The sequence below is a fragment of the Mesorhizobium sp. AD1-1 genome (assembly GCF_020164655.1).
Lineage (GTDB): Bacteria > Pseudomonadota > Alphaproteobacteria > Rhizobiales > Rhizobiaceae > Mesorhizobium > Mesorhizobium ciceri.
This window is the reverse complement of the sequence record NZ_JAIUGP010000021.1, coordinates 20,826-36,116: the sequence shown is the minus strand read 5'-3', so window position 1 is coordinate 36,116 and position 15,291 is coordinate 20,826. Positions and strand designations below refer to the sequence as shown.

The following is a 15,291-nucleotide window of genomic DNA, read 5'->3' as shown; positions in this document are numbered from 1 at the left end:
CCTATGCAACCCGCCACCAGAACCAATCTCACCGACAGCGCCACCAGCAGCCTGCGTGCGGAGATCGTCAGCGGCCGCTGGGGCGTCGGCGAGCGCATTCCCAATGAGGCAGCCCTGACCGACCTTCTGTCGGTCAGCCGCGGCACGGTGCGCGAGGCGGTGCGGGTGCTGGTCTCGCAAGGATTGCTGGATACGCGCCAGGGCTCGGGCACATATGTGCGCTCTACCGTCGATGCCTCTGCCGCGCTCGACCGGGTCAAGCGCACCGGCCTGCGCGATCAGTGGGAGGCGCGGGCGGCGCTCGACCTGGAGGCGGCACGGCTCGCCGCCATGCGCCACACGCCAGCCGATCTTGAGACGATGCGGCAACTGCTTGCCGAACGCGGCACCGTCGCGGGCGGCGGAAGCGATGCCTTCATCCGGCGCGATCTCGCTTTCCACAAATCGGTTGTCGCGGCGTCCGGCAACAAAGCGATGATGGAGCTCTACGACTTCTTCACCGCCGCCATCACCGAGACCATCCATGCCACCATCGACGGCGATCTGCCCGAACCGGACCACCAGGCGCATGCGGCAATCGTCGACGCCATTGCCGCGAGCAATCCCGAGCGCGCCGTTGCCGCCGTTCGCGCCTTCATGGCGCCGGTGCTTGCCCAACTTGAAAGACTGCTTTCGCAATGAACCAGAGTTTTCGTCAGCCTGACCCGACGGCGCAATCCGCCGCCATCGAGGGTCTGGAACTCATCGATGCCGAGGCCGACAGCCTGCCCGCGCCGCAGCCGTCTGAACTGCGCAGCCGTGCGGCGCGCATCGTGCTTGGCGCGAGCCTTGTGCTGATCGCCTTCAGCTTGAGGCCGCTGTTTTCGAGCCTGTCGGTGCTGTTGCCCGAGGTGATGCAGGCAACCGGGCTGTCGACGACGGGCGCCAGCCTGCTGACGACGCTGCCCGTCCTGTGCCTCGGCCTGTTCGCGCCCTTCGCGCCAAGGCTTGCGCAGCGCTATGGAGCCGAGCGCACCTTGCTCGGGGCGCTCGCCTTGCTGGTGCTGGGAACCGGCCTGCGCTGGTTCGGTACGGTTCCCCTGCTGTTTGTCGCCACCTTCCTGGCCGGCGGCGCCATTGCCATCGGCAATGTGCTGCTGCCAGGCCTGGTGAAGCGCGATTTCGCCGACAGGGCCGCCGTCATGACCGGGCTCTACACCATGGCGCTCTGTGCCGGCTCGGCGGCCGCCGCCGGCTTCACACTGCCGATCGAGCATTTTGTCACCGGTTCATGGTCCGGGGCACTTGCTGCCTGGGCGGTGCCTACACTGGTCGTGCTTTTGATCTGGATTCCGCAGGCGCTGGGCAGCCGTCGGCAGGTCAGTCATCGGGGCTTTCGCGTCGTTGGTCTCTGGCGCGATCGCCTGGCTTGGCAGGTGACGCTGTTCATGGGCCTGCAGTCGGCACTTGCCTATTGCATCTTCGGTTGGCTGGCGCCGATCTTGCGCGAGCGTGGCTTCGATGCGGCCACCGCCGGCGCCATGGTTTCGGTCTCTGTCATGGCGCAGGTCATCACCTGCCTCGCCGTGCCGTCCTTCGCGATGCGGCTGAAAGACCAGCGCGGCATCAATGTGGCGCTCGTTGCCACGGCGGTGATCGCGCTGCTCGGCATTCTGTTCGCACCGACCTCGACCGTGCTGTTCTGGGCGATCCTGCAAGGCATCGGGCAGGGCGGCCTGATCGCGGCTGCCATGAGCCTGATCGTGCTGCGTTCGCCGGATTCGCATGTCGCCGCGCATCTTTCAGGCATGGCGCAAGGCGTCGGCTATGTGCTGGCGGCATTCGGCCCGCTGCTGGTGGGCCTGATCCGCGACTGGACCGGCAGTTTTTCGGGAACGGCGTTCCTGTTCGTCGCGCTCGGGCTTGGCGTAGCCATTATGGGGCTCGGTGCCGGCCGCGCGCTGCATGTCGGTGCGCGGACGGTGCGAGAAGGCTAGCAATAGCGTCACGCAATCCCGCACGAAATTTTGACTGCCATGCTCAGGGAGCGCCTTGCCGTATAGGCTTGCGCGGATATGTATCGCGCATCTGTCGAACGGAGCGAGCGATGACGAAACACGACCTTCAGATCAAGACCAGGGATGGTGTTGCCAATGCCGGGCTTTTCCGCTCGGCAAACGCATCTCCTGCCAAGGCCGGCGTCATTCTCTATCAGGACGCCTTTGGTCCGCGGCCGGCGCTCGACAGTATGGCCGAGCGACTGGCGAATGAAGGCTATGCGGTGCTGGTGCCCGACCTGTTCTACCGCAATGCACCCTACGGGCCGTTCGACGCCAAGACCGCCTTCGCCGAGGAAAAGACCAAAATCCCGCTGATGGCGCTGGTCACCGGCACGACGCGGGACATGACCATCAGCGACAGCGGTGCGTTCCTCGATGCGCTTGCTGCCGAGGGCATTACCGGGCCGATCGGCACCATCGGCTATTGCATGGGCGGCGGTCGATCATTGAATGCGGCTGCAACCTATCCCAAACGGATAAAAGCGGCCGCAAGCTTCCATGGCGGCAATCTGGCCGGCGACGCCGCCGACAGCCCGCATCGCAAGGCAGCCTCGATCAAGGCGCGTGTCTATGTCGGCACATCCGGCGTCGACAGGAGTTTCCCGCCGGAACAGTCGGCGCGGCTGGCCGAGGCGCTCAGGGTTGCGGAAGTAGATCATGTCATCGAGAACTATGCCGGCATGGCGCATGGCTGGTGCGTGCCCGATCACAGCGTTTTCAATGCCGCGGGCGCCGAACGCCACTGGAAGCGCTTGACGACGTTGTTCGCAGAGACGCTGATCTGAGCCTTTGCCTGGCTGTTCTTGCCTGTTGGCTGTCCGCCCCGTTCGCGGTATCAGGCAGCACAAATGCGCTGCGCCGGATGAGTGGGCCGAGCGGGAACGAACAGCCTGATGCAATCCTATGATGTCGTGATCATCGGCGCGGGTGCCGCCGGAATGATGTGCGCCGTGGAGGCGGCCAAGCGCGGCCGTTCTGTGCTGATCCTCGATCATGCGGCGGCGCCTGGCGAGAAGATCCGCATCTCCGGCGGGGGCCGGTGCAATTTCACCAACATCCATGCCAGCCCGAAGAATTTTCTGTCGGGCAATCCGCATTTCTGCATTTCGGCGCTCAGCCGCTATACGCAACGCGATTTCATCGCCCTCGTCGAACGCCACCGCATCGCCTATCACGAAAAGACGCTTGGGCAGTTGTTCTGCGACGGCTCCGCACGCCAGATCATCGACATGCTGGTCTCGGAAATGCAGGACAAGGGCGCCGAACTGGTGCTGTCGACCAGCGTTGAGGATGTCCGCAAAATCGTGGAGGGGTTTGTGCTCACTCTCTCCACGGGCACGATTAGCTGCCAGTCTCTGGTCGTGGCCTGCGGCGGCAAGTCGATCCCCAAGATGGGGGCGACCGGTTTCGGCTACGAGCTTGCCGGACAGTTTGGGCTTGCCATCGTCGAAACGCGGCCGGCGCTGGTGCCGCTGACCTTCGACGCAAACACGCTCGAACGGCTCGCGCCGCTGGCCGGCAACGCCGTCGACGCGGAAGTCTCCTGCGGCAAGACGCGGTTCTCCGAAGCGATGCTGTTCACGCATCGCGGCGTCAGCGGACCATCCATCCTGCAGATCTCGTCCTATTGGCGCGAGGGCGACGAAATCCGCATCGCCATGCTGCCGGGAGTTGATGTGGCGGACTTCATTCGTAGTGCCAAGCGCGGTAATGGGCGGCAGGCGGTGCAGACCGTGCTGGCAAATCACCTGCCGAAGCGGCTGGCGCAGTCGATCGCCGAACGAACCGGCATCGACGGCAACCTCGCCGATCTTGCGGACGCCCAGATCAAAACCATAGCTGCCGCAGTCAATGACTGGCGCATCAAGCCTGCCGGTTCTGAGGGCTACCGCACCGCCGAAGTGACACTGGGCGGGGTCGACACCAACGGGCTGGACCAGAAGACGATGCAGGCGAAATCCGTGCCGGGCCTGTTTTTCATCGGCGAAGTCGTCGATGTCACGGGTTGGCTGGGCGGCTATAATTTCCAGTGGGCATGGTCGTCGGGCTGGGTGGCAGGCCAGGCAGCATAGACTTACTTCCGCGCCTTCGCCCCAGTAGCTGCCGGCGCCTTCTTCTTCTTTTTGGCCTTGTTGTAATCGATGGCGGCACGGACGAGCTCTTTCAAAGCGCTCTCATTGAGCGTGTCGCCCTTGAACACATCGATAGCCCGCCACACCTTGCCGCCAAAACCATTGTTGAACAGCCTGTCGGGATCCGGCAGGCTGGCGCCATGGGAAAAGGTCAGCTTCACCTTGTCCTTGTGGGCGTTGCCGACCACGATGTTGCCGTCGAGGCACCATACCGGGCTGCCCATCCACTTCCACTCCTCGATGATGTCCGGGTCGGCTGCAAGGATGGTCTTGCGGATGTCGGCGAGCGTCTCGCCGCGCCAGTCCGAGAGACCGGCGATCAGCTGGTCGATCTGTTGCGAGGGGGTCATTTGGTGTCTCCTGTGCGTCGACGCGTTCAACCGCTGCCTGTCACCAGCGCGCCAGTTGGGTAATCTGAACGAGGTTGCCGCAGCTGTCGTTCAGCTGGGCAATGGTTGAACCGGTCACCTCGGTCGGCGGCATGGTGAACGCGCCACCCTTTGCCTTGATGCGCTCGTAGTCGCCCTTGACGTCGTCGGTGAAAAACATGACCGCAGGCTGACCCTGCTGGAAGATGGCTTCCTGATAGGCTTTGGCGGCCGGGTTGTCGTTGAGCGCGAGCTGCAGTTCGGTTCCATCAGGCTCTTCAGCCGAGGTCACTGTCAGCCAGCGATAGGGCCCGTTGCTGAAATCGGCCTTCTTGGTGAAGCCCAGCACGTCGGTGTAGAAGCGCAATGCGTTTTCCTGGTTGTCCACATACACGCTGGTCAGCTTGATCTTCATCGCTCTTTCTCCTCTGTCGTATTCTTGCGTCTGTGGCCGCTACGGGGTCCAGCCGGGCAGGGCGGCGGCCTGCTTGATCCATTCCGCCATTTGCGCCTCGTCGAACCGGTCTTCGCGGATGTCGATCCAGCGCACATCCTTGCTCTTGGCCGTGCCGCCTGGTGGGATCGGTTGCAATGAGATGCCACTGAAAAAGGTCATCTTCACATAGTGGGTGAATACATGGAAACTCGCGAACCAGCCCTGGCCTTCGATGCCGTAGAAGGGTGAGTTCCATAGCACGGCCTTGCGGACGTCAGGCACGTTGCCCACGATGAGCGCGTCGAGGCGCTCGCCCAGGCCGCGCTTCCAGTCCGGCATCGCAGCGATATAGGCCTGCACCGGGGCGTCGCCGTCGCCCTTGGCGATTTGCGGGTTGCCGCCGGAGAGCAGCACTGGCGCAGCCTTGGCTTCGGTCGATTGTCCCTGCGTCCTGGCCACTCTGCCCCACTCCTATCCGCCGGCACGCTGCACGCCGCGTCCCTTGGCGGCATAGGGCAGCACGAACATGTACAGGCCGCTGAGCAGCAGCAGGAGGAGCGGCAGGAGCGGCGAGTAGACCACCCAGGCGGGAGGCTGCCTGAATGCCATGGTGGCGAAGTTGGCGATGACGGTCAGCGCAAAGATGATCGACAGCCAGCGATGCATTTGCCGAACCCACTTGTTCCAGTCCAATAGTTCCTCCTGTCAAAACAGCCGGTGCGGACCACCGATCCGCACCTGCGAGTTTCAATCTATCCGCGCCAGGACCTGACTCAGATTTGCAAAGTACTGCCGCCACCCGCTCGTCGCGCCCCGATACGCCTGCTCCTGATCCGGCCGGAAGCCGGACTGTTCCATACGCAACCGGGTGCCTGTGCTGGTCGGCACGAGGGTCCAGGTGACGACACTCTCAAGGCCATAGGCCTGCCACGTGTAGGACAGTGTCTTGTTCAACTCGACGGCTGTTACCTGACAGTCCACAACGATGCTCACGTCAGGTTGCGGTTCCTTCCGCAGCTTGAAACGGTGGTCCACGACTGGCTTGAAGTCGTTCTTCATCAGCCATTCCTCGATCAGATGCGGTTGGGTCAGCGCGCGCCAGATTTTTTCCGGCGGATAGGGGATCTCACGTTCGACGATGACAGAGCGCGTTTCGATCGCAATGTTGGTCATTGGTCCATTCTTTTGAGCAAATTTTCGAGATCGTCGAACCGGCTCTGCCAGAACGCGTTCATCTGGTTCGTCCAGTCGGTCAGTGGGGAAAGTGCTGCCAGTTGGGCGCTATAATGGGTCTGCCGTCCTTGATGGCGATCGCGCACCAGCCCGGCCTGCTTGAGCACGCCGAGATGCTTCGACACCGCAGGTTGAGAGACCCCCGACTGAGCCGTCAGGGCGCCGACCGTCTGCTCGCCTTGCCGGCACAGGCGCTCGAAGATCGCGCGACGCGTCGGATCGGAGAGCGTTCTGAAGAGGACATCGTGAGCGTTCGTCATCCGGGATCGATAACTCTGTGGCTATTGATTTACGTATAACTGTCGAGATATGGATATGTCAAGCGGGGGTGTTGGCGGTCCCGATCCGACGGTTTTCAAAAAAATCTTTCCATTGCCCCAAGGATTAGCCATTAGCCTTCGTCCAACAGGCAAATGATGGCGATGATGCTGGATGAGAGCGAAGCCTCCGACGCCGAACTGATCGGGCGGGCGAAGGGCGGAGACAGGAGGGCCTTCAGCACATTGCTGGAAAGGCACTATGACTTCGTCTATCGCGCCGCCTATCGCTGGTGCGGCAGGAAGGCCGATGCCGAAGACATCGCCCAGGAAGTCTGCGTCAGGCTGGGTAAAGCGATCCGCGACTATCGCGGCGGCGGCGCCTTCACCACATGGCTCTATTCCGTGACGATGAACGCCGCGCGCGACGTGATGCGAAAGTCCGCCCGCGAGACCGTCAAGACCGAGGCCTATGGCGTCCATGCACTGATCTCGGGCGAGGCGTCGGTCGAACCGGAAGACCCTGCCGAAGCGTTATGGGCGGCCGTCCGGCGATTGCCGGACAAGCAGCGCGACGCAGTTTTGCTGGTCTATGGCGAAGGGTTGAGCCATGCGGCCGCGGCCGAGGCGATGACAATCTCGGAGACGACGGTTTCCTGGCACATCCATGAAGCGAAGAAACGGCTGAAGACGCTGATGCGCGCGGCCGGGGAAGTGTGACCATGGTTGACGACAACGAACTCAACAGACTGCGCGATATAGCAGCGCCGGCGCCCGCCAAGGATGCCAAGGCACGTGCTTTCGAAGCCGCCCTGCGTGCATACGATCAGGAAAATATTTCTGCCGTTACCCAAGGATCGGTTGGCGGGCTTCGTCTCACAGAGCGAGCACAAAAGCTCTGGAGCGAGATCATGCAAAAGAAACTCATTGCCACGCCGGTTCTTGCCGGGCTCGTCGCCCTGCCGATCGCCGGATACGCCACCTTCCATATGCTGAGGGAACAGCCGCCGAAATTCGGCGGCGACGAGAAAATCACCGAGACGCTGGCCGACAAGCCGGCGACCGTCAAGCCGACGACCGCCGAGCCGAAGCCGGCTCCGACTGGGCTGGAGAAGGACAAGAAAGCCGACGCCGATGTGGAAAGCCGCGACGCGGCCGATGCGCTTGTGGCGCCGGCCTCGCCGCAGAAATCCGAATCGACCGTTGCCGGCGGCGCGGCACAACAGAATGCGCTGGAGCGCGGTGTGCTGGCCGAGCCCGCGCCACCGGCTCCGACAGGCGAATTCGCATTGGATGGCGCCGTAAGTGCGCCCAGTACGTCGCGGGCCCGCATGCCGGCCGAGTCCAAGCTGACGGCGCCGCAGCAGCCGTCGACCTTGCCGGCCGACCAGATGCAGCCGCAACCGGAAAACCGCGACCGCATCGAGGATTTCAAGACCAATCCGGTGCATGCGGCACTCGAGGATCCGGTCTCGACCTTCTCGATCGACGTCGACACAGCCTCCTATTCCTTCGTGCGCAGCTCGCTGAAGCAGGGCACCCTGCCGCAGGTCGATACTGTTCGCGTCGAGGAGATGATCAACTACTTCCCCTATGACTGGAAGGGTCCGGAGTCGGCCTCGACACCATTCAACTCGACCGTCAGCGTCATGCCGACGCCGTGGAACACGCATACCAGGCTGATGCATGTCGCCATCAAGGGTTTTGACGTCAAGCCGACCGAGCAGCCGAAGGCCAATCTGGTCTTCCTGATCGATGTCTCGGGCTCGATGGACGAGCCGGACAAGCTGCCGCTGCTCAAATCGGCTTTTCGGCTGCTGGTCAGCAAGCTGAAGGCCGACGACACCATCTCGATCGTAACCTATGCGGGTGACGCCGGCACGGTCCTGGAGCCGACCAAGGCGTCCCAAAAGGACAAGATCCTCAGTGCCATCGACAATCTGACGCCCGGCGGCAGCACGGCCGGCGAGGCGGGCATCAAGGAAGCCTACAGGCTGGCGCAGAAATCCTTCGTCAAGGACGGCGTCAACCGGGTGATGCTCGCCACCGACGGCGACTTCAATGTCGGCCAGAGCGACGACGACGATCTGAAGCGGCTGATCGAAAAAGAGCGCAAGACCGGTGTCTTCCTGTCGGTGTTCGGCTTCGGCCGCGGCAATCTGAACGACCAGATGATGCAGACCATCGCCCAGAACGGCAACGGCACCGCCGCCTACATCGACACGCTGGCCGAAGCCGAGAAGGTGCTGGTCGAAGATGCATCGTCGACGCTGTTCACCATCGCCAAGGACGTCAAGATCCAGGTCGAGTTCAATCCGAACAAGGTCTCGGAATATCGCCTGATCGGCTACGAGACCCGCGCCTTGAACCGCGAGGATTTCAACAATGACCGCGTCGATGCCGGCGATGTCGGCTCGGGCCATTCCGTCACCGCGATCTATGAAATCACGCCAAAGGGCAGCGGCGGCGAACAGATCGACGCGCTGCGTTATGGCCAGGCGTCGGTGGACAATGGCGGCGTTGCCAATGCGGACGAATATGCCTTCGTCAAGATCCGCTACAAGCTGCCTAATGAAGACGTCTCGAAGCTGATCGCCACGCCTGTGACCTCGGCCAACGAGATCTCGTCTTTCGACCAGGCCAGCACCGACCAGCGCTTCTCCGTCGCGGTCGCCGCCTTCGGCCAGAAGCTGCGCGACGAGGATGCGACCGCGAAGTTCGGTTACGACAAGATCATGGAGATCGCCACTGCCGCTCGAGGAGCCGACCCGTTTGGGTACAGGTCCGAGTTCCTCTCGCTTGTGCGCCTTGCCTCGGCGCTGGGCGGTAATCGGTAGTGGTGATGACGGCCGGTTTCTTTCAGATGGGATCGTTCTGACAGGGGAAACCGACCGCGGGCGGTGAGGCATGCCGGCGAGGGGGTTCATTCCCTTGCCGGCCTTTTTTCAGAGAATCTCCAGGTCGTTAAATTGCGCGGCATTTCCGGTAGCGGATCGCAACCCCCTGCTTGTTACGCAGGACAGGTGTACCGGGCTTGAGGGAGCCGAAATTGCAGATCAGGACTATCGCCAACTCGACACCGCCGGCACGAGATGCTTCGGCGGTTTCATCGGCCCCATCATCGGAATCCAGGCGTATCAGTGACGATGTCGCGCAGGCGCGCCACACCGCCATGTCGGCGCTGACCAATGACCGCTTCCGCATCATGCTGGAGCAGATAACCGATCCGGTTTCATCCGGCGCGCTGATGACGATGCACAGCGACAATGTGGTCGACTTCAAGTCGGCGCAGTCGAGCTACGCCGACAACAGCGAATAATCGAAACCGATAAGCTCAGGCCCGGCTGCGGCGGCGCTCGCGGCGGGCTTCGCTGGTCTCGGCGGTATTTTCCGTCGCCACCTTGTTGCGCATCGGGCCGATGCGCTCGACGATCGCGGCAACCGTCGGACGATCCGCTTTGGTGTGCGCGTCGAGCGCCTTGCGCATGGCGGCAAGGTGCTGGAACGAGGTGCCGCAGCAGCCGCCGATTATTTTGGCGCCGCCATCGACGGCGAGCCTGACATAGTCGGCCATCAGTTCGGGTGTGCCGGAATAATGGATTTCGGTGCCGCGGAATTCGGGAATGCCGCAATTGCCCTTGACGATCACCGTTGCCTCCGGCTTCGCCTCGGTCATGTCGAGCAGCGAGGCCAGGATGTCGGACGCGCCGACGCCGCAATTGGCGCCGACGCCAAGCGGCGCCTGCGACAGCCCGTCGGTGACGCCGTGGATATCCCTGGGTAGCAGGCCCATCATGGTGCGGCCGGCGGTGTCGAAGGAACCGGTATAGGTGTAGGGCAGACCGACGCGGATGGCAGCCTCGGCGGCGGCGCGGATCTCGTCGGGAGCAGACATCGTCTCGATCCAGGCGACTTCGGCGCCGCCTTCCTTGAGACCCTCGATCTGCTCGGCGAAGGCGTCGACCGCCTCGTCATAGGTCATGGCGCCGAGCGGCACCAGCAATTCGCCGGTCGGTCCGACCGAACCGGCGACGATCACCTTGCGGCCGGCCTTGTCGGCGACAGCACGGGCGATCTCGGCGGCGCGCTTGTTCAGCGCATGCACACGGTCCTGCGCATGATGCAGCTTCAGCCGGTGGCGGGTGCCGCCGAACGAGTTGGTGAGGATGATGTCGGCCCCGGCATCGACGAAATTCTGATGCAGGCTGGTGATGGTGTCGGGCGCCGTCTCGTTGAGCAGCTCGGGCGCCTCGCCGGCTTCCAGCCCCATGGCGAACAGGTTTGTGCCGGTGGCGCCATCGGCCAGCAGCACGCCCTTTTCGGCCAGCAGAGCATCGATCGGGTTGGTGGTCGTCATCGGATTGGCTTTCATGTTTCGAAGTCGAATAAGGATATAAAGAAGTCTTTATGTGTAGTCAATGGAATGGCGGCAACGCGGCCACCAATGCGGAGGCCGGTTTCCGTCCGAAGGATCATTGTTGCCGAAGATCAGACAGTGCCTGTTGGGAACGACATGCCGGCCAGTCTGTGCGCGAAGCCGGACGCCTCGTGCGCATTGATGTCGGCGGCCCGGATCAGATTGTCGAAGTGCTGGATCAGCGTCTGGATCGGCTGAGTGGCGTTGAGCACCAGATACATGTCGCCGACATAGATGGCGGCGCGATAAGGGCCGAAGATTGTGTAGGGGATCGAATAGCGCACCCTCCCGTCATAGAGAAACAGCCGGAAGGTCGGGTAGAGGTCGTCGAGCAGCGTCGCCATGTGCAGCAGCTGGGCGCGCCGGTCGGCTTCGGGGAAACGGTCCCAGACACCCAGCCCGCGGGCAAATATCTCCAGCGTGTGGCGCGGCATGCAGACTTCCATGTCGGTCTCAGGCCGCCTGTTGTAGTCGATGCGGTATTGCGTTTCGCCGGCCTGCGCCAGGCGGCTCTTGTTGGCGATGCCGGCTTCGTAGTCGACCAGCGCTTCGGTGCGCAGAAGATCGGGAATGCCGGCAGGCACGTAGCGGATCTTGGTGCCTGCCGCCTCGGCATGCCATTTGGCCAACAGCGTGCGGTCGAAACCATCCGGTGCCTCTTCGATCTCCAGGCTTTCGCGGATTTCGCCGGTGAGACCTTCGTCCTGGCTGAGGCCGAGGAGCCAATCGAGCGACACCTTGAACTCGGCGGCGATGTTGAGCAGTGTTTCGGCGCGGGGCAGGCGCGTCGAGGCGCCCGACAGCAGTTGCGACAGCGCCGAGCGGTCGATGCCGACCGCGGTTGCAAAGGCCGACTGGTTCAGGTCGGAGCGTGTCAAGAGCATTTTCAGTCGCTCGCGGAAGATCGTCGACAGGTCGCGCTTGTCCATGTCCGTGCTCCGCCTGGATTGAGGAAAAATTTGCGCCGGAACCGCTCCGAGGGTGGCGTTAGGCGTAAATGAATCCCTAAGTCTGTTTACAATGTATAACATGTGCGGTCAAAAATGCGCAATCGCAACAGTTTGTGCACTTTGTCTCGTTGAGTGGAATCATTTCTCCTGACACAATGCTGTCAGGAATCAATTGGGATTCCGGCGACTGAGGGGCAGTGGTCGATAGCATGACGAGCAAGAGCATCAGGCGACACAGCGTACGGGCCATTGAGTGGCCAACCGTGGTACTCGCCTTCTTCTGCTACGCGACATGGCTCGCCACCGGTTTCCTGCTCTGGCCTTCCTATCCCGTCCTGGCGCTCGCCGTCCTCGCCTTCACCGCCGCATTGCAGTCGTCGATCATGCACGAAGTGCTGCACGGGCATCCGACGCGCAACGCGCGGGTCAACGAAGCCTTCGTGTTTCTGCCGATCGGTCTGGTCTGGCCGTTCCGCCGCTTCAAGACCATTCATCTGCGTCACCACGCCGACGAGCGGCTGACCGACCCGCTCGATGACCCGGAAAGCTATTATCAGGCGCTCTGGCAGCATGACGAGCTGCCGCCGACGATGAAATTCCTGCTCAAGATCAACAACACCATGGCAGGCCGCTTCGTGCTCGGCCCGTGGCTGTCCTGCGTCGGCTTCTTCATCGACGATGCCAAGCAGGTGATCGCCGGCGACAAGCCGATCCGCAAGGCCTGGCTGCTGCATGCGATCGGCCTGGCCGTCGTGCTGCCGATCGTTCAGTTCGGCTTCGGCATCCCGCTGTGGCTTTACATTCTGGTGCCGGTCTGGCTCGGCCAGTCGCTGATCTCGATCCGTACGTTCGCCGAGCATCAATGGTCGGAACATCCGGAAGGCCGTACGGTGATCGTCGAGCGCTCGCCGCTGTCGTTCCTGTTCCTCAACAACAATCTGCATTTCGTCCATCACAAGACCCCGACCGTGGCCTGGTACAAGCTGCCCAAGCTGTTTCGCGACCGCCGTGAGGAATGGCTGCGGATGAACAATGGCTATGCCTATCCGAATTATTTCGCGCTGGTCAAAGCCTATGCGTTCAAGGCGAAAGACCCGATCGTGCACCCGGTGCTGCGGCGTGCGCCTGAGCCGGGCAGGGCCTTCAAGCCGCGCATCAGGGCGCGCAGCATCAGCGGGCTCGGCAGTGCGCCGGTTCCCGCCGAGCCGCCCAAGGAATAATTCCGGCCTACCCGGAATCCGTGTCGGCCAATTCTGATTGGACGCCGCGTTTTCGCGATCCTTTTTCCAGACATGATGATTTGATATCGGCATGAGTGAATTGGTTGCGGCGTTGCCGATGTATGATTGGCCCGAAGTGCGCGATGAGGTCGACGCGCAATGGGTGCTGCTGCGCGATGCGTTTCGGCAAAAGGGGATCGACGCGCCGGAAGCCATCGTGCGGCGCAATGGCGACCTGCCGCCGGTGCCGGGCGGAATTCGCGATGCTGCCGGTGCATTGATCGCACCCGATCCCGCGACATTGCCGCCGGATGAACTCGATTTCCATAGATTGTGGCTGCATCCGTTGCTGCTGTTCGCGCAGACCTGCTGGGGGCCGATGGAACTTGGCCTGTCCAGGCATGTGCAGGTGGTCGGCCAGCCGAGCTATGACGCCTATGAAGGCGGGCAGGGCGAGCTCTATTCGAGCGCTCTGGTGATGCGGATAGGCGAGGGACCGGAAGTTCGATCGCCTGCGGATGGCAGCGCTCTCATCCCGCTCGATCTGATCCGCGGCAAGCGCTTCACCTTCAACAGCCTCGATTCCATGTCGGGCATCATTGCGCTGACGCGCGACCTGCAAGCGGCCGGCGAAGGCTTGGACATCTTTTCGTCGCGTAGCGAGAGCGGCGGTCACCGCGCTTCAATCGTCGCCATTGCCGAGGGCAGGGCCGATGTTGCAGCGATCGACTGCGAAAGCTGGGCGCTGGCGCAGCGCTTCGAGCCAGCAGCGCGGAAAGTCGCGATCGTCGGCTGGACCGGACGGCGCAAAGGCCTGCCGTTCATCACGGCGAGGGCAACACCGGAAAAGACAGTCAGGGCAATGCGAGAAGCGCTTGCCGGACTATCCGAGCAGCCTCGTATCCAGCGGGTAGGTTGAGAGCTGTTCGTTGCCGGTCTCGGTGATCAGGATCTGCTCTTCGAGCTTGACGCCTTCGCGCCCGCCAAGCCGGCCGATATAGCTTTCCACGCACAGCACCATGCCAGGTTCCAGCACGCCGTCCGGCGTGTCCGATGTCCAGTCGCTGGCATGCGGCAAGGTCGGGTATTCATCGGCCAGACCGACGCCGTGATAGAGCACGCCGTAGCGCGTCGGGAAGCAGTCACCCGGCGGCACCGCCGAGGCTTCGACGAGGTCGCGAAACGAGATGCCTGGCTGCATCAGAGCCATGTTGTGTTCGATCTGGTCGGCGGCGATGCGGAACAGGGCGCGCTGTTCATTCGACGGGTTTGCATCGCCGCACAGCCAGGTGCGCGACAGGTCGGCGCAGAAGCCGTAGGGGCCGATCAGGTCGGTGTCGAAGGCGACGAGATCGCCAGCCTCGATCTTTCGCGAAGAGCATTCCTGGAACCACGGATTGGTGCGCGGGCCTGACGTCAGCAGTCGCGTCTCGATCCACTCGCCGCCGCGCGCGATGTTGCCACGATGCAATTCCGCCCATAGCTCATTCTCGGAAATGCCCGGCTTCAGCGCCTGTTCCATCTCGCCCATCGCCGCTTCGCAAGCGACAATCGCCCGGCGCATGGCGAGGATTTCGTCCGGCGATTTGATCAGCCGCGCGTTCTCCATCACTGCTTCGCCATTGCCGATGGAAATGCCGAGGCGAGCCAGCTCCTCGACGCCTTCGGGATTGATGTGGTCGACGGCGATGCGGCTGTTGCCGCTACCATGTTCCCTGACCAAATCGGCTATTCCGGCGGCCCAACGGCGGACCTTTTGCTCGGTCAGCTCACCGCCATAGAGATACATCCACGACATCGCCGGCCGCACCTCGTTGACGACGCCAGAATGGTCGGACAGGTGCTCGCAGGAAAAATAGTCGAACAGCACCACCGGCCCCTCGGTGGCGACAAAACAATGCCGCGTCGGATTGTGCGCCACCCAAAGCTGCATGTTGGTGCTGTCGGTGGCGTAGCGGATGTTGACGGGGTCGTAGAGCAGGGCGCCGGCATAGCCGCGCCGCTTCAGCTCGGCGCGGATACGCTCCAGCCGGTATTTTCGCATCGCCGCCAGGTCGGGCGCGGCAATGCCTGCCGCCGCCCACTCAGCCTCGGCCTGCGGGCCATAGCCCAGCACATGCTGGTTGAGCGAACCCGCCTTCTGGCGGGAGGCGTCGCGCAAAGCTTCGATCGAGCCCGGCTCGAACGGCATGATCTTGCGGTGGCAGCCAAAGCTGCCCTTCGGCCCCGCGCTGTCCAT

General features: G+C 62.8%; 18 protein-coding genes. 9 read left to right on the top strand and 9 right to left on the bottom strand.

The genetic code is table 11. The features are described 5' to 3' along the window. The first annotated feature begins 3 nt into the window (after nt 1-3). The 4 genes from LB519_RS28690 to LB519_RS28675 all read left to right on the top strand — a co-directional run bounded on the left by LB519_RS28690 (nt 4) and on the right by LB519_RS28675 (nt 4,111). Nucleotides 4-681, top strand: coding sequence for a FadR/GntR family transcriptional regulator (locus LB519_RS28690; protein WP_013531178.1), 678 nt, complete (start codon nt 4-6; stop codon nt 679-681). Next, nucleotides 678-1,976, top strand: coding sequence for a CynX/NimT family MFS transporter (locus tag LB519_RS28685; protein ID WP_224621723.1), 1,299 nt, complete (start codon nt 678-680; stop codon nt 1,974-1,976). Before LB519_RS28690 ends, LB519_RS28685 begins: the two co-directional genes overlap by 4 nt. Nucleotides 1,977-2,086: 110 nt before the next feature. After that, nucleotides 2,087-2,824, top strand: coding sequence for a dienelactone hydrolase family protein (locus tag LB519_RS28680; RefSeq protein ID WP_224621722.1), 738 nt, complete (start codon nt 2,087-2,089; stop codon nt 2,822-2,824). 108 nt (nt 2,825-2,932) lie between these two features. Then, complete coding sequence (locus LB519_RS28675; protein ID WP_224621721.1) at nt 2,933-4,111, top strand: NAD(P)/FAD-dependent oxidoreductase; 1,179 nt, start codon at nt 2,933-2,935, stop codon at nt 4,109-4,111. Between the two features lie 2 nt (nt 4,112-4,113). Here LB519_RS28675 and LB519_RS28670 read toward each other — a convergent pair whose 3' ends face one another. Genes LB519_RS28670 through LB519_RS28645 form a run of 6 tightly spaced genes read right to left on the bottom strand, consistent with a single transcriptional unit; the run spans nt 4,114 to nt 6,468 of the window. After that, complete coding sequence (locus LB519_RS28670; protein WP_224621720.1) at nt 4,114-4,521, bottom strand: DUF1801 domain-containing protein; 408 nt, start codon at nt 4,519-4,521, stop codon at nt 4,114-4,116. Nucleotides 4,522-4,561: 40 nt separating this feature from the next. Beyond that, a complete protein-coding gene (locus tag LB519_RS28665) occupies nt 4,562-4,954 on the bottom strand; it encodes a VOC family protein (protein ID WP_013531183.1) in 393 nt (130 codons plus the stop codon). 39 nt (nt 4,955-4,993) lie between these two features. After that, nucleotides 4,994-5,434: a DUF1801 domain-containing protein gene (locus tag LB519_RS28660; protein ID WP_224621719.1), complete on the bottom strand. Its 441-nt coding sequence runs from the start codon at nt 5,432-5,434 to the stop codon at nt 4,994-4,996. A 12-nt stretch (nt 5,435-5,446) separates the two neighbouring features. Beyond that, nucleotides 5,447-5,668, bottom strand: coding sequence for a hypothetical protein (locus tag LB519_RS28655; RefSeq protein ID WP_013531185.1), 222 nt, complete (start codon nt 5,666-5,668; stop codon nt 5,447-5,449). 54 nt (nt 5,669-5,722) lie between these two features. Continuing rightward, complete coding sequence (locus tag LB519_RS28650) at nt 5,723-6,148, bottom strand: SRPBCC domain-containing protein (RefSeq protein WP_063172377.1); 426 nt, start codon at nt 6,146-6,148, stop codon at nt 5,723-5,725. Further along, complete coding sequence (locus LB519_RS28645; protein ID WP_013531187.1) at nt 6,145-6,468, bottom strand: ArsR/SmtB family transcription factor; 324 nt, start codon at nt 6,466-6,468, stop codon at nt 6,145-6,147. Before LB519_RS28645 ends, LB519_RS28650 begins: the two co-directional genes overlap by 4 nt. Nucleotides 6,469-6,624: 156 nt before the next feature. On the opposite strand from LB519_RS28645, the gene LB519_RS28640 reads away from it, so the two are divergent. From LB519_RS28640 to LB519_RS28630, 3 genes are all read left to right on the top strand, one after another. Continuing rightward, nucleotides 6,625-7,185, top strand: a complete 561-nt coding sequence (locus tag LB519_RS28640) for an RNA polymerase sigma factor (RefSeq protein WP_013531188.1) — start codon at nt 6,625-6,627, stop codon at nt 7,183-7,185. A 2-nt stretch (nt 7,186-7,187) separates the two neighbouring features. Then, entirely contained in the window at nt 7,188-9,302 is a 2,115-nt protein-coding gene (locus tag LB519_RS28635) for a VWA domain-containing protein (protein WP_224621718.1), read from the top strand. 212 nt (nt 9,303-9,514) lie between these two features. Then, nucleotides 9,515-9,784: a hypothetical protein gene (locus LB519_RS28630; protein WP_024501300.1), complete on the top strand. Its 270-nt coding sequence runs from the start codon at nt 9,515-9,517 to the stop codon at nt 9,782-9,784. 15 nt (nt 9,785-9,799) lie between these two features. Here LB519_RS28630 and bmt read toward each other — a convergent pair whose 3' ends face one another. Both bmt and LB519_RS28620 read right to left on the bottom strand, forming a co-directional pair. Next, complete coding sequence (gene bmt / locus LB519_RS28625) at nt 9,800-10,822, bottom strand: betaine--homocysteine S-methyltransferase (protein ID WP_063173709.1); 1,023 nt, start codon at nt 10,820-10,822, stop codon at nt 9,800-9,802. Between the two features lie 131 nt (nt 10,823-10,953). After that, the gene (locus LB519_RS28620; protein WP_064993717.1) at nt 10,954-11,811 is read right to left on the bottom strand and encodes a helix-turn-helix domain-containing protein; all 858 of its coding nucleotides are present in this window, start codon (nt 11,809-11,811) and stop codon (nt 10,954-10,956) included. A 230-nt stretch (nt 11,812-12,041) separates the two neighbouring features. Between LB519_RS28620 and LB519_RS28615 the strand changes: the two genes are divergently transcribed. Beyond that, on the top strand, nt 12,042-13,052 hold the full coding sequence (locus LB519_RS28615) for a fatty acid desaturase (protein WP_224621717.1): 1,011 nt from the start codon (nt 12,042-12,044) through the stop codon (nt 13,050-13,052). A gap of 91 nt (nt 13,053-13,143) precedes the next feature. After that, nucleotides 13,144-13,971 carry a phosphate/phosphite/phosphonate ABC transporter substrate-binding protein gene (locus tag LB519_RS28610; protein WP_224621715.1) on the top strand — a complete coding sequence of 276 codons (828 nt, stop codon included), beginning with the start codon at nt 13,144-13,146 and terminating at the stop codon, nt 13,969-13,971. Here the strand turns inward: LB519_RS28610 and LB519_RS28605 are convergent. Then, complete coding sequence (locus LB519_RS28605; RefSeq protein ID WP_224621713.1) at nt 13,936-15,291, bottom strand: M24 family metallopeptidase; 1,356 nt, start codon at nt 15,289-15,291, stop codon at nt 13,936-13,938. The two genes, LB519_RS28610 and LB519_RS28605, sit on opposite strands and share 36 nt — an antisense overlap.